Origin of the sequence: Pseudonocardia sp., from assembly GCF_035305885.1 — a bacterium.
Lineage (GTDB): Bacteria > Actinomycetota > Actinomycetes > Mycobacteriales > Pseudonocardiaceae > Pseudonocardia.
In genome coordinates this window covers 81853-99711 of record NZ_DATGOP010000091.1, presented here as the reverse complement: position 1 = coordinate 99711, position 17859 = coordinate 81853, and the positions used below count along the sequence as shown (strand labels likewise).

The following is a 17859-nucleotide window of genomic DNA, read 5'->3' as shown; positions in this document are numbered from 1 at the left end:
CACCGCCTTCGCGCCACACCCCGACCGTTCCACGCACGTCCCCGACGCAGAGGGCCCACCCGACCGGAAGATCCAGCCAACCTACGGGTCACGCTGGTGATCGGCAAACGCTCCCGCTCGGGACTGCCGCCGGGGAACGGCGTCCGCCCGCTGATCGGTTGACCGAGATCGGCGGATCAGCCAGCCTGGGCCCGCCTGGTTCTGGCCACGGCGCGCTGCGCCGTTCCCGGGGGGGGGAGTTCGCCATGGCGGGGGTAGATGCGGCCGAGGTCGACGAGCAGTCGCTGCGCGCGGCGGCGGGAAAAGGTGATCTCGACGCGGCGATCCGGCTCGGGGTCTCGCTGATCGAGCAGGACCGCCACCACGAGGCACAGGCCGTCCTCGCGCCGCTGCGGCACACGACGCACGGCGTCGACGCGGCGTTCCTGCTCGGGCACTCCTTCTTCGCGCAGGAACGGCGCGAGGACGCGGAGAACCACTGGCTCGTGGCCGCCCACGCCGGGCACCTGCGGGCGGCGATGGAGTTGGCGGACCTGTTGGAGGAAGCGGGGCGTCCGCACGACGCAGGCCATTGGCTGCGCGTGGTGGCCGACGGGGACGACCGGTGGCTGCGCCGGAGGGCCGAGCCACGCCTGGCCGCCGTGCGGGTCGCCGAGACCGCACGCGCGCTGGCCGAACAAGGGGACGGGGCGGCGCTGTGGCGGCTCATCCGATCCGTGCCGCTGGTGGCGGCCCGCTCCGCGATCGATCGGCTACGCGACGGCGATCCGGCGCCCGGGCACGGACGAGCGCGGGAGGCCGCGCACCTGCTGCGCGCCGTCGACACCGCCGATATCACCCGCGTGACCGAGCGCGCCGCGCGGCGCTCGACCCGGATCCTGAGGCACTCGCTGGACTTCGTGGGCGCCGGGGCGGCCGAGCTGGTCGGCCCCGACCCGGTGGTCGCGATCAGCACGTACCGCGAGTCCGACAGCGGTGCGGACGGCGTCATCCGAGAACTGCGGCTCGTCGACCCAGCCGGCGGCGAGACCCTCCTGCACAGCGGTCCCGGGCTGTACGCCGAACTGGGTCTGCTCGACCGGGACAGCGTCTTGTCGGTCCGCAGCAGCGGAGGTTCCGGGCCGATCCACTGGGAACTGCTGCGGATCACCCGCGACGGCGTCGAGAACTGGACCGACGGCCCGGCCGCACCGTTCCCGCGGCTGGCGATGACGCGGTACGGGTTCTTCGTCGGCCTGCAGACGCACACCCGGGCGATCGTGGGCTCGGAGGGCACCGCCGGCCTGCTCGACCTCGCGCCCGCGGGCATCCGGTACCGGACCAGGGTGCTGGCCGTGGACCCCACCGGCGAGTCCGTCGCCGTCGTCGACGAGCACGTCCTCGTCGTGCTCGAAACCCGCACGTGGAACGTCGTCGCCGCGGCCGACCTGTCCGCCCACGGGCTCGGGCACATCGAGTACCTGACGTTCGCCGCGCCCGACCGGCTGTTCGGGTCCGGCGAGAAGAGCGTCGTGGCCTGGTCGGTGCGGGGCGGCACCATCACGCCCCGCACGTCCGTCGCACGGTCCTGGGTGCGGGAGCTGTGCGCGATACCCGCATGGGGCGTGGTCGCGGGTATGGTCGACTCCGCGCCGGTGTTCCTCGACGACACCACGCTGGAACCGGTGCCGACCCCACCGGCGCTCATCGGTGCGGACCGGGGGATCATCCGGCAGCTCAGGGCGACGCCCGGCGGCCGGTTCGTCGTCTACGGCGGGCAGGTACTCGTCGGTGAGCAGGACTTCGGTGACGTGACGGCGGTCCACGACCTGCGCCACCCGCTGAGCCCTGTCCTGCGCCCGCCGAACCGCTTGACGCCCGCCGATCGTGCCGACCTCGCGGCGCTGCTGCGGGGTGAGCCGCGCCGCGACGCCACGGGCGCCGACCACGTCCTGGCCGCGGACGAACGCCGGGTGCTGGAGCTGGTCCTCGCCCTCGCGGAGGGTCCCGACGGCTGGTGAGCGGGGCCCGCCCGTCGGGAGGCGCCGCGGCCACGCGCCGTCGTACCCGTCACGCGCGCTCGCCGAAGAGCCGGTGCCACCCGCGACGCGGTTTTGATCCCCGGCTGCCTCGCCCGCTTCGGCCGCGGCTCGGTCGTCCTCGTCCTCGTCGTGGGACAACCCTCAGCGGTCCGGGACGGCCGGGCCGACGTCGCGCCGGCCTGCTCCGCCGGGAATCCGGCCGGCCTGGTCCACCTCAGGGCCTCCGGGCAACCGGGCGGCGCGCAGCCGAGCGCCATCACCAGTGGCCTGAGCTGAACTCGGTCCCGTGGTCGACGGTCGTGCGGTGCAGAGGCGGCACGACACTCCACAACGCCGTCTGCACGACGCTGAGAACAACACCGAGGAGCACCATCGCCGGGAGGAAGAGCAGCCACCGCTCCACCACGGGTCCAGCCTCGAAGCGGCTGCTCAGCCAGGCCACGACGGCCATCACCGGCACCGTCACCAGCAGGTTCGGCACCAGCGGTTCGGTGGTCCGCTCGACCGTGGTCGTCGTCCGGCTGTAGCGGTTCGACATCGACCAACCGCCGTAGGAGCGCGAGCCGTAACCGGTGCTCCAGCTGTGCCCCGTCCCGTACGACCTCTCCGTGGTCGAGCTGTCGATCGTCGTGTAGCGCCCGCGCGAGAGGACGATCACACTCGCGAGTACGAGGGAGCCGAGCACCTGCTGCCAGACGGGGCCCTCCGGGAGAGTGGCTCCCGGGAGCACGGCGGTCAGCCAGAGCGCCAGGGCGACGACGGCGGTGGTCGCCGGTTGGTGCCAGCCGCGGGGCCTGAACCACTGCTCCACGTGGCACAGGGCGGCGATCGTCGTGATGGTGACCGCATTCGCGGCGACGTGGGTCCAGAAGCCGGACGCCCGGAGCTGGAGCCCGATCAGACCGCTGATCGCGACCGCGATCGAGAAGCAGGTCAGCGCGACCACCGTTGACGCCGTGGTGAGGACCGGCACGGCAACGCCAGGCCCCCGCGGTCGGTTCCGGAGTGATCCGAGTACCGCCCGGATCGCGGTGGTGGCGCACGCGACGACCACGGGGCCCGCGGCGCATGCGACGAGTTGTTCCACGGGCGCTCCGTCGACACCAGCGCCTGCGACCAGCTGCGCCGAGATCCACACGCCAACCGTCGACGCCGTGGCGACCACGATCAGCGTCCGAACCGCCCCACTCGGCGCTCCGGAGCCATCCCACCCTGCCATGCACCGTCCCCCCGGGGGGAACATAGTGGATCTCAGCCGGTGAGCCGAGCCGTCCGACGACTCTCATCGACGCTCACCCGGTCGCTCACCGCGGGCGGCACTTCGGCGAGTACCGCTGCCTCGGCACCGACGTGCTCGTGGGCCGTGCCGGGCGCCGCTGGTCGGGCGCGAGCCCGGATCACCGCGACCCGCTCAGGGGCACGATGCGAGGAGCGTCACGGCTGCGGCGGGTGGTCTGACGACGGTCCGGGACGTGGCAGCCGCCGAGCCGGCTCGGGATCGTGCCGCACGGGCTCGAGGACCGAACCGGCCGCTCCCGGCGGCGTCGAGATTTCGAGGATGACCGTTCGTGCTGGTCAGCGTGGTGCGCCCGAAGGGATTCGAACCCCTAACCTTCTGATCCGTAGTCAGATGCTCTATCCGTTGAGCTACGGGCGCGTGCTGTTCAGTTGTACACCATGCCGTGGCCGACCCGAGAGTCGGCCACGCCAGCGGAGGCTCCGGGATTTGAACCCGGGATGGGGAGTTACCCCAAACCGCATTAGCAGTGCGGCGCCATAGACCAGACTAGGCGAAGCCTCCCGGGGCCTCTCGGCCTCCAGCGCCACCAGAGTACATGGCGGCACCCAGTGGGTTCACGACCCCCCGGTAGCCAGGGCGACGAAGGGCTCCAGCGCCTCGGGGTTCTGCAGGGCGCCGCGGCTCACGGCCCGCTCCGGCGGCGTGCCTGCCAGGATCTTCTTGACCGGGACCTCGCACTTCTTGCCGTTGAGCGTGCGCGGGATGGCGTCGACCACGACGAACCGGTCCGGGACGTGGCGGGGCGACAGCTGCGTGCGCAGGGCGCGGCGGAGCTCGGGCTCGACCTGCTCCAGCGTCGCGCCCTCGGCGAGCACGAGGAAGCAGAGCAGCGCCCCCTCGTCGCGGGCGCCGAGCTCGGTGGTGTCGATCACGAGCGAGTCGAGGACCTGGTCGAAGCCCTCCACCACGCCGTAGAAGTCGGCGGTGCCCATCCGCACGCCACCGCGGTTGAGCGTGGAGTCGCTGCGGCCGTAGATGATGAACGACCCGCGGGGCGTCTTGCGGACCCAGTCGCCGTGGCGCCAGACGCCGGGGAACTCGTCGAAGTACGCCTCGCGCAGGCGGGCGCCGTCCGGGTCGTTCCAGAACATCACCGGCATCGACGGCATCGGCCGGGTGATCACCAGCTCGCCGACCTCGTCGACGAGCTCCTGGCCCTTCTCGTCGTAGGACGCGACCGCGGCACCCAGGGAGGCGCAGCTGATCTCGCCGAGCCACACCGGCACGTTCGGGGCGGAGCCGACGAACGCGGCGCAGACGTCGGTGCCGCCGGACACCGAGCAGATCTGCACGTGCTCGCCGATCGCGTCGGCGATCCAGCGGAAGCCCTCGACCGACAACGGGGCACCGGTGGACCCGATCGCCCGCAGCCCGCTGAGGTCGACGTCGTCGCGCGGACGCAGCCCGGCCTTGAGGTTCGCCTGGATGAACGGGGCGGACGTGCCGAAGTAGCCGATCCGGTGGCGCTCCGCGAGCCGCCACAGCGCGCCGAGGTCGGGGTGGCCGGGGTTGCCGTCGAACAGGATGATCGTCGCTTCGACGAGAAGGCCGCTGATGAGGAAGTTCCACATCATCCAGCCGGTGGTGGTGAACCAGAAGAACCGCTCGCCCGGCTCGAGCTCCAGCTGCAGCCCCATCGTCTTGAGGTGCTCCAGCACGATGCCGCCGTGACCGTGGACGATGCCCTTCGGCAACCCGGTCGTGCCCGACGAGTAGAGCACCCACAGCGGGTGGTCGAACGGCACCGGCTCGAAGGCGAGCTCACCCGGGGTGGCGGTGAAGTCGGTCCAGGCGACCGCACCGTCGAGCGTCGCCGCCTCGTCCAGGTACGGGACGAGCACCGTGGTGGTGAGCGTCGGCAGCTTGTCGCGCAGCTGCTGCACGGTCTCGCGGACGTCGAAGGCCTTGCCGCCGTAGCGGTAGCCGTCGACGGCCAGCAGCACCTTCGGCTCGATCTGCGAGAACCGGTCGTGCACGGCCCTCGCCCCGAAGTCCGGGGAGCACGACGACCAGATGGCGCCGAGGCTGGCGGCGGCGAGGAAGGTGACCAGCGTCTCGACGCAGTTGGGGGCGAGCGCGACGACCCGGTCGCCCCGGCCGACCCCGGCCCGCACGAGCCCCGCCCGCGCCCGGCCGACGAGCTCGCGCAGCTCGCCGCGGGTCACCTGGCGCTCGAGCCCGTCCTCGCGGGCGAAGACGAGCGCGAGATCGGCGTCGGCGCCGGGCGCGAGGGCGTGTTCGGCGTAGTTCAGCGTGGCGCCCGGGAACCACTCGGTGCCGGGCATCCCGGTGCGGCCGAGCACCGCGCGCGGCCGCTCGTGGAAGCGGACGCCGAGGAACTCCGCGACCGCGGACCAGAACCCCTCGAGGTCGGAGACCGACCACTCGTGCAGCGCGGCGTAGTCGGGGGCGTCCACGCCCCGGTGCTCGCGGATCCAGTCGACGAACTCGGCCAGCCGGCCGTGGTGATCAGGGTCGGGGGTCCACAGAACTTCGGGGGCCTCGGCGCCGGTCATATGCGCAGCATGCAGCGCGCCGCCCCGCCGCGCCAGATCCTGGTGCGGCGGGAATGACCTGCGTCACCGCAGGTGCGAGTCGAACCAGTTGAGGGTGCGCTGCCAGGCCTCCGCGGCCACGTCGGGGTCGTCGTCGAAGCGGTGTCCGCGGCTGGGGTAGACGACGACGTCGGTGGCGACGCGGGACGACGCCGCGGCGTCGCGCAGCTTGCTCACCTCGGCGTCCGGTCCGCCGCCTGCCGACTCGCCGTAGATGCCGAGCCAGGGGCACGTCAGGCCCGGGGCGGCGTCGACGAGCGAGGGCAGGCCGCTGGCCGGGGCGGACGACACCCGGTCGCCCGCGACCGTGACGGCGGCGCCGAGCGTGCGTTTGGCCGCCACCAGCAGCGCAACGGAGCCGCCGAGGTCGAAGCCGATGACGCCCATCCGGTCCGAGGTGATGCCGTGGTCGGCGAGCCACCCGAACGCGGTGTCGGTGTCGGCCATCACCTGCTCGCCCTCGAGCCGGTCGACCTGTTGCTGGACCTCCTCGTCGGCGCCGTCGAGCTCGTCGGCACCGTCCCGGTGGTAGAGGTGCGGCGCGACGGTGAGCCAGCCGTCCGCGGCGAGGCCGTGCACGATGCCGCGTACCGAGTCGGTGACACCCCGTGCCTCGTGCAGCACCACGATCCCCCCGCGGACCGCGCTGACCGGTTCTGCGACTGTCAGCCGCAGCGCACTGCCGTCGACGAGGGGGACGGTCTCGGTGCGGATCTCGGTCATGGATCCAGGGTGTCACGGCTAGGTGACATCGGGGTGGTCGGGCACGGTTACGGTGACATTCATGACGCTGATCCGCCCGGACCTCGACACCCTGCCGGCCTACGTGCCCGGGAAGACCATCCCGGGCGCGATCAAGCTGGCGAGCAACGAGGTGGCCCTCCCTCCCACCCCGAAGGTGCTGGCCGCCATGGCCGAAGCGGCGGCGACCGGCAACCGCTACCCCGACCTCGCCGTCACCGGGCTGACCGCGCGGCTGGCGGAGGCGCGTGGGGTCGCCCCGGAGCGGATCGCCGTCGGCTGCGGGTCGGTGAGCCTGTGCCAGCAGCTGGTGCAGGCCACCTGCCGGGAGCCCACCGACGAGGTCGTGTTCGCCTGGCGGTCGTTCGAGGCGTACCCGATCGTCAGCCAGATCGGCGGAGCCACGATCCGGACGGTGCCGATCGACGCCGAGTTCCGCCACGACGTCGACGCGATGGCCGCCGCCGTCGGCCCGAACACCCGGCTCGTGTTCGTCTGCAGCCCGAACAACCCGACCGGCACGGTGGTCACCCGCGCGGAGCTGGAGCGCCTGCTCGCGGCCGTCCCGTCGGACGTGCTGGTGGCGCTGGACGAGGCGTACCACGAGTACGTCACCGACCCGGACGCGGTCGACGGCATGGCGCTGATCGACGAGCACCCCAACCTCGTCGTGCTCCGCACCTTCTCGAAGGCCTACCGGCTCGCGGCCGTGCGCGTCGGGTACGCGATCGGCTCGCCGGAGGTGGCGACGGCGCTGCGCAAGGTCTGCTCGCCGTTCAGCGTGAGCACGATCGCCCAGGCCGCCGCCATCGCCGCGCTCGACGACGAGGAGGCCCTGCTCTCCGGCTGCGCGAGCGTGATCGAGGAGCGGGTGCGGGTGCGCGACGCCCTGGTCGACGCGGGCTTCACGGTGCCGCCGACGCAGTCGAACTTCGTGTGGCTCGCGCTCGGCGAGCGCACCGCCCCGTTCGCGGCGCACTGCCTGGACCACAAGGTCGTCGTGCGGCCGTTCCACCCCGACGGCGTGCGCGTCACCGTCTCCACGCCGGAGGAGAACGACGCGTTCCTGGCCGCCGCCAGGGCGTTCGCGGGGTAGGGACGACGACGGCCCGGTCCCGAGCTGCTCGGGGACCGGGCCGGTCGACGGGCTGGATCAGCGCGTGGCGCCGCGCCTGCTGTATATGCCCGCGACGACCGTGACGCCGATCGCGGCCACGACGATCTGCATGATCAGCTCGATCCAGTCGATGCCGCCGGTGTCGGCCACTCCGAACAGCCCGGCGATCCACGTGCCGATGAACGCCGCCACGATCCCGACGAGGATCGTCAGCCAGATCGGGATGTTCTGCTTGCCCGGCGCCACGAGGCGACCGAGGAACCCGATGATGGCACCAATGATGATGGCGGTGATGATCCCGGTAATGGTCATTGGAGCTCCCGACTCTCGTCCGCGCCGCAGCCACGCGGCTCGTGTACGCACTGGGTAGCACGCTGTGACGAGCGTCGCACTACGCAGCCGCAGATGCCACCCGGTCGGGCCGCGTTCGATAACGGTTCCGCTACCGATCAGGCTTCGAGGACGTAACCCTCACCGCGCACGGTGCGAATCCGCTCCGCCCCGATCTTCCGCCGCAGGTAGGAGATGTAAACCTGCACGAGGTTCGACGACGCCGGCTCCGACCAGACCTCGCGGGCGAGCCGGTGCGGCGGGACGACCTCGCCGGGCTCGGCCATGAGCGCCATGAGCAACGCGTACTCGGTGGGCGACAGCGAGACCGGCCTGCCGTCGACGGTCACGTCGCCGAACTCGGTGTCGACCACGAGCTCGCCGTGGCGCAGCACGGTGTTCTCGACGGCGGGGCCGAGCCGCAGGCGCAGCCGGATCCGGGCGGCCAGCTCGTCGACGGCGAACGGGCGCACCAGGAAGTCGTCGCGGTCGCCGCGCAGGAGCCCGAGCAGGCCGAGCCTGCGCTCCCGCGGCGTGATCGCGATGATCGGCACGTCGGGCGCCTCGTTCTGCACGGCGACCACGACCGCGGACTGGTCGGGCCCGGGCAGCTCGACGTCGAGCACGACGAGGGCCGGGTCGCGCGTGCGGACGGCGTCGAGCACTCCGATGCCGTCGCTCACCGGGCTCACCGTCAGGCCGTCGGAGCGGAGGGCGCGCAGCACGGAGGCCGAGGCCGCCGTCGGGGGCAGCGCGAGCAGGACGTGGTTGGCGGTCGGGGGCAACGTGTTCGGGGGCACGGACACACGCGTCGACGCGGCGGTCGACGTGTACGAGGACGCACCCCCCGGGGGAGCAGCGGGGAGCATCGGGTGACACCTTGGCGCAGCGAGCGGCGGGTAACAATCGGCTAACGGAGCGACATCACCCCCGCGAGTACGACACATGGGGGTCACCTGAGAGTCGTATTGCTCCAAACGGAGTACCTCCTGGCCGAAAGTTCACGAAACCCCGCGTTCCGGCGCGCACAACCGACCCCTCGGCGCGCACGAGCAACCCCGGCTCTCAGGTTTCCGATCACCACCCGCCGGAAGTCCCTATGGTTCCGCCCCATGCGAAGGACAACCTCCGCAGCGGGCGGTCGCTCGGGCTCCGCCACCGAGCTGATCGAGCGGGTCGCTGCCGAAAGCGGCAGCGGCGCCGGCACCGGGCGCCACCGGCTCCCGTCCCGGCACGCGGAGGCCGTCGTCACCCGCGACACCGAGCGGGCGAACCCGACCACCCGGCGCCTCGCACCGCTCGCGGTCGGCGCCGTGGTGTCGCTGGTGGCCACGCTGGTCGCCACGTTCGCCCAGTCGCCGGGCGACCCGTCCCTCGCGGCGCAGGAGCTGAGCCACGCCACCACCCAGGCCGCCCAGGCGCCGCCCCCGGAACCGGCCCCCGAGCCGCCGCCCGAACCGACCCCGGAGCCCACCCCCGAGCCGAGCCCGCAGGCGCAGGCCGCGGCCGCGCCGGCCGAGACGAAGGCCGAGCGCAAGGCCGAGTCGGCCGAGCGCAAGGCGGAGGGTGGCGCGCAGGCCGCCGCGCCCCGCAAGAGCGGCGGCGAGGGGCGGTCGGCGGCCGCCGTGCACGGCTGGACGCGCGTGGGCGGCGACGAGTTCGACGGCGGGCTGAGCCCGCTGTGGAGCAAGTACGACAGCAAGGGCCACGCCGGCAAGGGGCGGCGCACGCCGGACGCGATCAGCGTCGAGAACGGCATCCTCGTCATCCGCGGTGACTCGGAGGGCAACACCGGCGGCATGTCCTGGAAGGAGGACCAGCGCTTCGGGCGCTGGGAGATGCGCGCCCGGTTCCCCAAGGGCGACGACCAGTACCACCCGGTGCTGATCCTCTGGCGGGAGAGCGGCGGCAAGGAGAACGGCGAGATCGACTTCGCGGAGACGACGAGCGCGTCCGACGACGTCTCGTTCTTCCTGCACTACGGCAAGGAACAGGACTACGCGAAGAAGAAGATCGACATCACGCAGTGGCACAACTACGCCGTCGAGTGGGTCGACGGCCGGGTCACCGGCTACATCGACGGCGAGAAGTGGTTCGAGTCCACCGACGAGGAGAAGCTCCCGCCGGGCCGGATGCACCCCACGATCCAGCTCGACTACTTCCCCGACGGCGGCTCGCCGAAGCCCACCGAGATGCACGTCGACTACGTGCGGATCTACCGCTAGTTCTCCGACGTCCACCCACACCCCGTCCCGCCCGGCGCTCCCCACCGGGCGGGACGGGACGCCTCAGGCCGCGAGCAGCCGCGCGAGCCGCGCGTCGGACTCGTGCAGGGCGCCCAGGTCGAACGTCGACGTGGAGGCGAGCAGCTCGTCGGCGCCGGTGCGGTGCAGCAGTTCGGCGAGCTCGTCGGCGACACCGGCCTCGTCGCCGAACACGGTGCGGCCGACGGCGTCCTCCACCACGGCGCGCTGGCGCGGGGTCAGAGCCCGGTCGGGGTCGACCGGCTCCAACGCGGGGAACCGCCCCGTGGTACGGGCGGCCGCCAGCGCCCACGCCTCCGGGAGGGCGAGCTCGCGGGCCGCGGCGACCGAGTCGGCGATCAGCACGTCCAGCGAGACCACCACGTACGGCCGGCCGCCCGCGGCGCGGACCCGCGCCCGGTAGTCGTCGAGGGCGGCGGCGATGTCCGGGCTGTCCAGCACCGGCCCGCCGAGCACGACCGGCAGCCCGGCATCGCCCGCCACGGCCAGGCCCCGCCCGGTGGCCAGCACGAACACCGGAACGGGCCGCTCCAGGACCGGTCGGGCGGTCACCGGGCCGCGGCCCTCCAGGTAGGAGCGCAGCTCGTCGAGGTCGGCGGCGAACGTGTCCGGCGCGTCGGCGTCGCGCCGCAGCGCCGCCCGCACCGGGGCGGTGAAGCCGAGCGACCGGCCGACGCCCAGGTCGATCCGCCCGGGGAACAGCGCCTCCAGCATCGCGAACTGCTCGGCGACGACCAGCGGCTGGTGGTTGAGCAGCATCACGCCGCCGGAGCCGACCCGAATCCGCTCGGTGCGGGCCGCGATCGCGGCGATCAGCACGGGCGGGCTGCCGCTCGCGATGCCGGGGACGGCGTGGTGCTCGGCCACCCAGAACCGGTGGTAGCCGAGCCGCTCGGCGTGCTGCGCGCGCTCGACGGTGTGCCGCAGCGCGACGGCGTCCGGCTCGCCGGCCCGGGTGCGCGAGCGGTCCAGCAACGAGAGCTTGACCTGGGCGACCACGACCACGACAACGCGGCCGGCCGGACCGCCCATTCCGGGGTCCCGAGCGCCCCCCGGGCCGCGTCAGCGGCGTCGCTTGGCGCGGGGACGGCCGCCGCGTACCCGGCGGGCGAGGTCGGCGCGCGGGCCGACGTGCGTGGGCTCGGCCTGGCCTGCCTTGGCGCGGCGCGCCGCGCGGTTGAGCGGGGCGGGCTCGACGTCCGGCGGGCCCTGCTCGGCGGGCTCGGGCTCCGGGGAGCCGGACGGGGTGGGATCGGTCACGGAGAACCTCCGAGATCGGCGGGACGGGGCGGCGGTCTCGAAGGATCGCGGCCGCGAGCGTAGCCCGCGCGGCGGGCGGCCACGAGCCGATTCGGCGGCGCGCTGTGGCACGGTGACGCCATGGAGGTCGCCGAGCACGTCGCGGAGCTGGAGGAGCAGGGCAAGGCGTTGGCCGCGGCCGCGGAGCGGGCGGGACCGGACGCGGCGGTTCCGACGTGCCCCGGCTGGACCGTGCGCGACCTGGTGGCGCACACCGCCGGCGTGCACGACTGGGCGGCGTCGTTCGTCCGGGCCGACCCGGACGCGGACCCGAACCAGGAGTTGCCGCCCGCCGCCCCCGGCGAGGACGTCGTCGCCCGGTACCGCGCGGCGCACGCCGACCTGGTGACCGCGCTGCGCGCCGCCCCGGCCGACCTGGAGACGTGGACGTTCCTGCGCGCGCCGAGCCCGCTGGCGTTCTGGGCGCGGCGGCAGGCCCACGAGGCGGCGATCCACCGCGCCGACGCCGAGTCGGCCGCCGGGTCCCCCGTCACCTACCGGCGCGAGTTCGCCCTCGACGGCATCCAGGAGCTGCTGCTCGGGTTCTTCGCGCGGCGCGGGCGGCTGCGCTCCGAGCGCCCGGTCCGGCTGCTGGTGGCGCCCGACGACGCGGAGGAGTCCTGGCAGTCCTCGATCGGCCCGGACGGCTGCCGCACGGAGCCCGCGGACGGGGCGGTCACCGCCGACTGCACGCTGCGCGGACCGGCGAGCGAGCTGTACCTCGCCCTGTGGAACCGGCCCTCGTCCCCGCGCATCGACGGCGACGCGCGCGTGCTCGAGCTGTGGCGCGAGCGGGCGCACGTCAAGTGGAGCTGACCGGGTAGCGGATCAGGAGGCTCGCGAGCACGTCGTCCGCGCCGAGCGCGGCGTAGGTGTGCGGCACGTCGGCCGCCCACTCGACGTGCTCGCCCGGGCCCGCGCGCAGCGGGGCGTCCACCGGCCCGGCCTGGAGCACACCCGCGAACACGGTGGCGTGCTCGGTGACGCCCGCCTGGTGCGCCGGTGAGCGCTGCGAGAGCCCGGCCGGGATGCGCATGTGGCACAGCTCGTAGGTCACGGGGCCGTCGTCGAACACGCGCAGCACCTCGATCCGCACCGCGGCGCCGCGCAGGGAGGTGTGCGCGCTGAGCAGGTGGGTCAGCGGCAGGTCGAGGGCCGCAGCCACGGACTGCAGGGTCTCGAGGGTCGGGTTGCGGGTGCCCGCCTCGAGCCCCGACAGCGTCGCCTTCCCGACGCGCGCCCTGCGGGCGAGCTCGGACAGCGACACCCCCTGCCGTTCGCGCAGCTCGCGCACGCGGCGGCCCACGTCCGCGGCCGCCCCCTCGGTGAGGGCGGGGCGTGCGCCTTCTCGCACCGGGCCCTCCCTCGCCGCTGCCACGTGCGCTATCGTCCACCGTTCCGTTTACGGAACGACTGGAGGGACCAGGTGCGGCTGCCACCCGTGCTCGCCGGCGTCGTGACGGCCGTGGTCGGCTTCTCCAGCGCCTTCGCCGTGCTGCTCACGGGTTGCGCGCGGCGGGCGCCGACGAGCCGCAGGCCGCGTCGGGGATGGTGGTGCTGTGCCTGACGAGCGGGCTGGTCGCGGTCGTGCTGGGGCTGCGCCACCGGATCCCCATCAGCGTCGCCTGGTCCACGCCGGGCGCGGCGCTGCCGGTCTCGACGGGGCCGCCGCCGGGATGGTTCCCCGCCGCCGTCGGCGCGTTCCCGGCCTGCGGCGCGCTCGTCGTGGTGGCCGGCCTGGCGCCCTCCGTCGGGCGGCTGATCGAGCTGATCCCGGTGCCGGTCGCGAGCGCGATGCTCGCGGGCGCGCTGGTGGGGCTGTGCCTCGCGCCGGTGCGCGCGCTCGCCGAAGTCCCGCTGCTCGCCGCGCCGGTGATCGCGATATGGGGCAGACGTGGGCGGTGCCCGCCGCGTTCGTTGCGGCGGCCGTCGCGATCGCGCTGTCCGGACCGGGATTCGGTGACGTGGCGCTCGCGCCCGCGCTGGTGTGGACCCCACCCGCGTTCGACCCGGCGACCGTCGTCGGCGTGGGCCTCCCGCTGTTCCTGGTCACGATGGCCGCGCAGAACGTGCCCGGCGCCGCCGTGCTCGCCCGGTACGGCCGCCCCGCGCCGATGCGGCCGATCCTGGTCGGCACCGGCCTGGCGACGATGGCGGGCGCGCCCTTCGGCGGGCACGCGGTGAACCTCGCCGCGATCAGCGCCGCGCTCGCGGCCGGGCCGGACGCCGGCCCGGACCCGGGGCGGCGCTGGATCGCGTCCGTCACGGCCGGGGTCGGGCTGGCCGTGCTGGGCACGGGCGCGGGCCGCGCCGTGGCGCTGCCGGCGCTGTCGCCACCGGTGCTGATCGAGGCCGTCGCCGGGCTCGCGCTCCTGGGCGCGCTGGCCGGGGCGCTCGCGTCGGCCGTCTCCGACCCGCGACGGCGCGAGGCCGCGGCCGCGCTCGTGGTGACGGCGGCCGGGGTCGGCTTCCTCGGCATCGGCGCCGCGTTCTGAGGGCTCGTGGCCGGCGTGGCGATGGACCTGCTGCACCGGCGGGGTGCGCGCGCCGACGTGGTCAGCTCGCCTCGGTGAGGGGCTCGAGGTGGCGGGCGAACGGCCCGTCCACCGGAGCGCCGGTGAGCCGGTTCGCGAGCGTCGACATCGTGTACGCGCCGATGCCGAGCACCACCTCGAGGGCGTTGCGCAGCGTGTAGCCGTGCTCGAGCAGGGCGCGCACCGCGTCGTCGGGCACGTCCCCGCTGGTCGCGAGCACCTCGTGGACGAACGCCCGCAGCGCCTCCAGGCGCGGGTCGGCGAGCGGCTGCCCCGAGCGCAGCGCCGCGACCAGGCGTTCGTCGGCGCCGAGGGCGCGCAGCGCCCCGGTGTGCATGGCGACGCAGAGGTGGCAACCGTTGCGGGTGGCCACCGTCATGATCACGACTTCCCGGGAAACGGGGTCGAGGGTGCTCGCCTCGAACCGGGCGTTGGCCTGGAGGAAGCCGTCGAGGAGCTCCGGTGACCCGGCGAGCCGGGCCACCGCGCCCGGGAGGAACCCGAACCGCTTCTCGACGGCCTGCATCGTGCGCCGGGCGGCCCGCGGCGCGGTCTCGACGGTGTGGACGGGGAAGAGCTGGGACACCCGGATCTCCTAGGATCGACAACGTGGTTGACCAAACCGTAAACCAAGTTGTCGAGTTTGTCGATGGCTGACCAGCGGGGCGACGAGCGGGACGAGCCGGGCTGGCTGCTCGCGCTGCTGCTCTTCGGCGGCTTCCGCGCGCTGGTCGACCGGCTGCACGCCGAGCTCGCCCGGCAGGGCCACCCCGACGTGCGCCCGGCCTACGGCTTCGCCATGCAGGCGATCGGGCGCGAGGGGGTGACCGCCAGCGAGCTGGGCAGGCGGCTCGGCGTGTCGAAGCAGGCGGCGGGCAAGACCGTCGACCGGCTCGTCGAGCTGGGCTACGCGCAACGCACCGCGGACGCCGCCGACGCGCGACGCAAGCTGGTGCGGCTCACCCCGCGCGGCGTCGACGCGCTGGCGCGCTCGGCGGCGGTGTTCGACCGGCTGCGCGCCGAGTGGGCCGAGCAGATCGGCGCCGACGGCGTGCGGGCGATCGAGGCGGGCCTGCGCCGGGTGGTGCCGCCGACGGCGATCCGCCTCGACGTGGCCGGCTGGTTCGGGCCATGAGCGCCGTGGATCGCAGGACGGCCGCCTCCACGCGACCACGTGGCACACAGGTGGCCGGGCCGCAACGCGGCCTCAGCTCGTGAGGCCCCTCCGCACCAGCAGCGGGGCGATCTCCGGGTCGCGGCCGCGGAAGGCGCGGTAGGCCTCCATCGGGTCCACGGCGCCGCCCCGCGAGAGCAGTCCGCGGCGGAACGCGTCGCCGTTCTCCCGGCGCAGGCCACCGTTCTCGGCGAACCACTCGACGGTGTCGGCGTCGAGCACCTCGCTCCAGATGTAGGAGTAGTAGGCCGCGCTGTAACCGCCGCCGAAGACGTGGTTGAAGTAGGTGGTGCGGTAGCGGGGCGGCGCGGTCGGCTCGACCACACCCGCCGCGGCGAGCGCGTCGGCCTCGAACCGCTCGACGTCGGCGACGCGGTCGTCCGGCCCCAGCCGGTGCCACGCCTGGTCCAACAGCGTCGCAGCGAGGTACTCGGTGGTGGCGAACCCCTCCCCGAACCGGCGCGACTCCGCGAGCCGCTCGACGAGCTCCGCCGGCAGCGGCTCGCCGGTCTCGTGGTGGCGCGCGTAGCGCGCGAGGACCTCCGGGTCCTCCATCCACATCTCGTTGACCTGCGAGGGGAACTCCACGAAGTCTCGGGGCACGGACGTGCCGGAGAACGTCGGGTACCGCACGTCGGAGAACAGGCCGTGCAGTGCGTGGCCGAACTCGTGGAACAGCGTGCGCACGTTGTCGACGGTCAGCAGGGTGGGCTCACCCTCGGCGGGCTTGGGGATGTTCAGGGTGTTGAGCACCACCGGCTTGGTGCCCAGCAGGTGCGACTGGGTCACGAACGAGTTCATCCACGCACCGCCGCGCTTGGAGTCGCGGGCGTAGAGGTCGGCGACGAACAGGCCGAGCTGCTCGTCGCCGTCGAACACGTCGAACACCCGGACGTCGGGGTGGTAGCGCGGCAGGTCGTGGCGCTCGGCGAAGCGCAGCCCGTACAGCCGCTCCGCCGCGTAGAAGACGCCGTCGTGCAGCACACGCTCCAGCTCGAAGTAGGGCCGCAGGGCGTCGGCGTCGACGTCGAACCGCTCGCGGCGGACCCGCTCGGCGTAGAAGGCACGGTCCCAGGCCTCGATCGGGAAGCCGGCGGCCTGCGACAGCTCCTCCGCCTCCTTCCGCGCGTTCGCCACCGCGATCGGGACGATCTTGCCCAGCATGGCGTCGATCGCCTCGACCGTGCCCGCGGTGCCGATCTCGACCACCCACGACGCGTGGTGCGGGTGCCCGAGCAGCCTCGCCCGCTCCGCGCGCAGCGCGACCATGCGCAGCACGACGTCGCGGGTGTCGTGATCCCCACCCGATCCACGAGCTGTGGATGCCTCGTGGAGCCGCTCGCGCAGCCCGCGGTCGGTGAGCGAGGCGAGCGCAGGCTGCTCGGTCGGGAGCACGAGCGTCAGCAGGTACGCACCCTCGTGCCCGCGCTCGGCCGCCGCCCGGGCCGCCGCGGAGATCGCGTCCGGGGGCAGGCCGTCGAGCTGGGCGGCGTCCTCGACGAGCACGGCTGCGTCGTTCGCCCCTGCGAGCAGCCGGCTGCCGAACTCCGTGGACAGCGCCGACAGCTCGGCGTTGATCTCCTTGAGCCGCTCCTGCTCGGCCGGGGCGAGCCGGGCGCCCGCCCGCACGGCGTCGCGGTGGTAGCGCTCCAGCAGCCGCAGCGACTCGGGATCGAGGCCCAGGTCGTGGCGGGCCGCGAAGAGCGCCTCGATGCGGGCGAACAGCACCGGGTCGAGCATGATCGCGTCCGAGTGGGCGGCGAGCTGCGGCGCCACCTCCGCCTCGATCGCCCTGATGCCCGGGGTGCTGCACGAGCCGACCAGCGTGAAGAACACGTTGGACACCCGCCGGAGCGTGGCGCCGGACCGTTCGAGGGCGACGATCGTGTTCTCGAACGTCGCGGGACCGGGGTCGGAGGTGATCGCCTCGACCTCCGCCCGTTGCTCGGCCATGCCCGCGGTGAACGCCGGGAGGAAGTGCTCCTCGCGGATGGCGTCGAAGTCCGGGTACTCGAACGGCAGCGGGCTGGGGGCGAGGAGCGGGTTGCCGGTCACCCGGGCGAGCATAGGTGCGTGACGGCGGTGCGGGTCGGGGTCGCGGCGGTGGTGCGCGAGGGCGGTCGGATCCTCGTGCTCCGGCGCGCGGGAGCGCACGGGGCGGGCACGTGGGGCCTTCCGGGCGGCCACCAGGAGTTCGGCGAGTCACCGGAGGACACCGCGGTGCGCGAGACGTTCGAGGAGACCGGCCTCGTCGTGCGGCCGACGGCCCGGCTCGGCTTCACCGACGACCCGATGCCCGAGATCGGGCGGCACTACGTCACCCTCTTCGTCGGCTGCGCGCGGCTCGACGGCGAGCCGCGCCTGCGGGAACCGGAGAAGGCCACCGACCTCGCCTGGCTCACCCCCGAGGAGCTGCGCGCCCGCCGCGGCGAGCTCTTCGCCCCGCTCGGCCGCTTCCTCGACGCCGGTCTGCTCGAGGCGAAACCGGCTTGACCTCAACCCAGGTCGAGGTCGCAGGCTGATC

At 73.9% G+C, this 17859-nt stretch carries 17 protein-coding genes, 2 tRNA genes and 1 pseudogene; 8 read left to right on the top strand and 12 right to left on the bottom strand.

From position 1 onward, the window contains the following. Nucleotides 1–245: 245 nt before the first annotated feature. The gene (locus VKZ81_RS19720) at nt 246–2000 is read left to right on the top strand and encodes a hypothetical protein (protein ID WP_324243078.1); all 1755 of its coding nucleotides are present in this window, start codon (nt 246–248) and stop codon (nt 1998–2000) included. A gap of 277 nt (nt 2001–2277) precedes the next feature. Here VKZ81_RS19720 and VKZ81_RS19715 read toward each other — a convergent pair whose 3' ends face one another. From VKZ81_RS19715 to VKZ81_RS19695, 5 genes are all read right to left on the bottom strand, one after another. Next, nucleotides 2278–3108 carry a hypothetical protein gene (locus VKZ81_RS19715; RefSeq protein ID WP_324243077.1) on the bottom strand — a complete coding sequence of 277 codons (831 nt, stop codon included), beginning with the start codon at nt 3106–3108 and terminating at the stop codon, nt 2278–2280. A gap of 494 nt (nt 3109–3602) precedes the next feature. Continuing rightward, a tRNA-Arg gene (locus VKZ81_RS19710) sits at nt 3603–3678 on the bottom strand. 54 nt (nt 3679–3732) lie between these two features. Next, nucleotides 3733–3822: transfer RNA gene (locus VKZ81_RS19705), tRNA-Ser, on the bottom strand. Nucleotides 3823–3875: 53 nt separating this feature from the next. Beyond that, the gene (locus VKZ81_RS19700) at nt 3876–5837 is read right to left on the bottom strand and encodes an acetoacetate--CoA ligase (RefSeq protein ID WP_324243076.1); all 1962 of its coding nucleotides are present in this window, start codon (nt 5835–5837) and stop codon (nt 3876–3878) included. A 63-nt stretch (nt 5838–5900) separates the two neighbouring features. After that, the gene (locus VKZ81_RS19695; protein ID WP_324243075.1) at nt 5901–6599 is read right to left on the bottom strand and encodes a dienelactone hydrolase family protein; all 699 of its coding nucleotides are present in this window, start codon (nt 6597–6599) and stop codon (nt 5901–5903) included. A gap of 61 nt (nt 6600–6660) precedes the next feature. Between VKZ81_RS19695 and hisC the strand changes: the two genes are divergently transcribed. Next, nucleotides 6661–7713 carry a histidinol-phosphate transaminase gene (hisC, locus tag VKZ81_RS19690; protein WP_324243074.1) on the top strand — a complete coding sequence of 351 codons (1053 nt, stop codon included), beginning with the start codon at nt 6661–6663 and terminating at the stop codon, nt 7711–7713. 57 nt (nt 7714–7770) lie between these two features. On the opposite strand, the gene VKZ81_RS19685 is transcribed toward hisC, so the two are convergent. Together VKZ81_RS19685 and VKZ81_RS19680 are read right to left on the bottom strand one after the other, a co-directional pair. Then, nucleotides 7771–8046, bottom strand: coding sequence for a GlsB/YeaQ/YmgE family stress response membrane protein (locus VKZ81_RS19685; RefSeq protein WP_324243073.1), 276 nt, complete (start codon nt 8044–8046; stop codon nt 7771–7773). A 137-nt stretch (nt 8047–8183) separates the two neighbouring features. After that, a complete protein-coding gene (locus VKZ81_RS19680; RefSeq protein ID WP_324243072.1) occupies nt 8184–8864 on the bottom strand; it encodes a response regulator transcription factor in 681 nt (226 codons plus the stop codon). A gap of 312 nt (nt 8865–9176) precedes the next feature. Between VKZ81_RS19680 and VKZ81_RS19675 the strand changes: the two genes are divergently transcribed. Further along, a complete protein-coding gene (locus VKZ81_RS19675) occupies nt 9177–10289 on the top strand; it encodes a glycoside hydrolase family 16 protein (RefSeq protein WP_324243071.1) in 1113 nt (370 codons plus the stop codon). A gap of 63 nt (nt 10290–10352) precedes the next feature. On the opposite strand, the gene VKZ81_RS19670 is transcribed toward VKZ81_RS19675, so the two are convergent. Both VKZ81_RS19670 and VKZ81_RS19665 read right to left on the bottom strand, forming a co-directional pair. Continuing rightward, entirely contained in the window at nt 10353–11360 is a 1008-nt protein-coding gene (locus VKZ81_RS19670; RefSeq protein ID WP_324243070.1) for an MsnO8 family LLM class oxidoreductase, read from the bottom strand. Nucleotides 11361–11390: 30 nt separating this feature from the next. Further along, nucleotides 11391–11588 (bottom strand): hypothetical protein, encoded by a 198-nt coding sequence (locus VKZ81_RS19665; protein ID WP_324243069.1) that lies wholly within the window; start codon nt 11586–11588, stop codon nt 11391–11393. A 120-nt stretch (nt 11589–11708) separates the two neighbouring features. Here VKZ81_RS19665 and VKZ81_RS19660 point away from each other — a divergent pair, with 120 nt between their 5' ends. Continuing rightward, on the top strand, nt 11709–12443 hold the full coding sequence (locus VKZ81_RS19660; RefSeq protein ID WP_324243068.1) for a maleylpyruvate isomerase family mycothiol-dependent enzyme: 735 nt from the start codon (nt 11709–11711) through the stop codon (nt 12441–12443). Here the strand turns inward: VKZ81_RS19660 and VKZ81_RS19655 are convergent. Next, nucleotides 12430–12981, bottom strand: a complete 552-nt coding sequence (locus VKZ81_RS19655; protein ID WP_324243067.1) for a helix-turn-helix transcriptional regulator — start codon at nt 12979–12981, stop codon at nt 12430–12432. The two genes, VKZ81_RS19660 and VKZ81_RS19655, sit on opposite strands and share 14 nt — an antisense overlap. 194 nt (nt 12982–13175) lie before the next feature. On the opposite strand from VKZ81_RS19655, the pseudogene VKZ81_RS35165 reads away from it, so the two are divergent. Next, nucleotides 13176–13454 (top strand): annotated as a pseudogene (locus tag VKZ81_RS35165) (benzoate/H(+) symporter BenE family transporter); the annotation flags it as partial. A gap of 56 nt (nt 13455–13510) precedes the next feature. Next, on the top strand, nt 13511–14122 hold the full coding sequence (locus tag VKZ81_RS19645) for a benzoate/H(+) symporter BenE family transporter (protein WP_324243065.1): 612 nt from the start codon (nt 13511–13513) through the stop codon (nt 14120–14122). Between the two features lie 61 nt (nt 14123–14183). On the opposite strand, the gene VKZ81_RS19640 is transcribed toward VKZ81_RS19645, so the two are convergent. Further along, nucleotides 14184–14687 (bottom strand): carboxymuconolactone decarboxylase family protein, encoded by a 504-nt coding sequence (locus VKZ81_RS19640; RefSeq protein WP_324243112.1) that lies wholly within the window; start codon nt 14685–14687, stop codon nt 14184–14186. 123 nt (nt 14688–14810) lie between these two features. Here VKZ81_RS19640 and VKZ81_RS19635 point away from each other — a divergent pair, with 123 nt between their 5' ends. Further along, nucleotides 14811–15296, top strand: coding sequence for a MarR family winged helix-turn-helix transcriptional regulator (locus VKZ81_RS19635; RefSeq protein WP_324243064.1), 486 nt, complete (start codon nt 14811–14813; stop codon nt 15294–15296). Nucleotides 15297–15368: 72 nt separating this feature from the next. Here VKZ81_RS19635 and VKZ81_RS19630 read toward each other — a convergent pair whose 3' ends face one another. Further along, the gene (locus tag VKZ81_RS19630) at nt 15369–17402 is read right to left on the bottom strand and encodes a M3 family metallopeptidase (RefSeq protein WP_324243063.1); all 2034 of its coding nucleotides are present in this window, start codon (nt 17400–17402) and stop codon (nt 15369–15371) included. Between the two features lie 6 nt (nt 17403–17408). Between VKZ81_RS19630 and VKZ81_RS19625 the strand changes: the two genes are divergently transcribed. Next, nucleotides 17409–17828: a nucleotide triphosphate diphosphatase NUDT15 gene (locus VKZ81_RS19625; RefSeq protein ID WP_324243062.1), complete on the top strand. Its 420-nt coding sequence runs from the start codon at nt 17409–17411 to the stop codon at nt 17826–17828. Nucleotides 17829–17859: the final 31 nt, after the last annotated feature.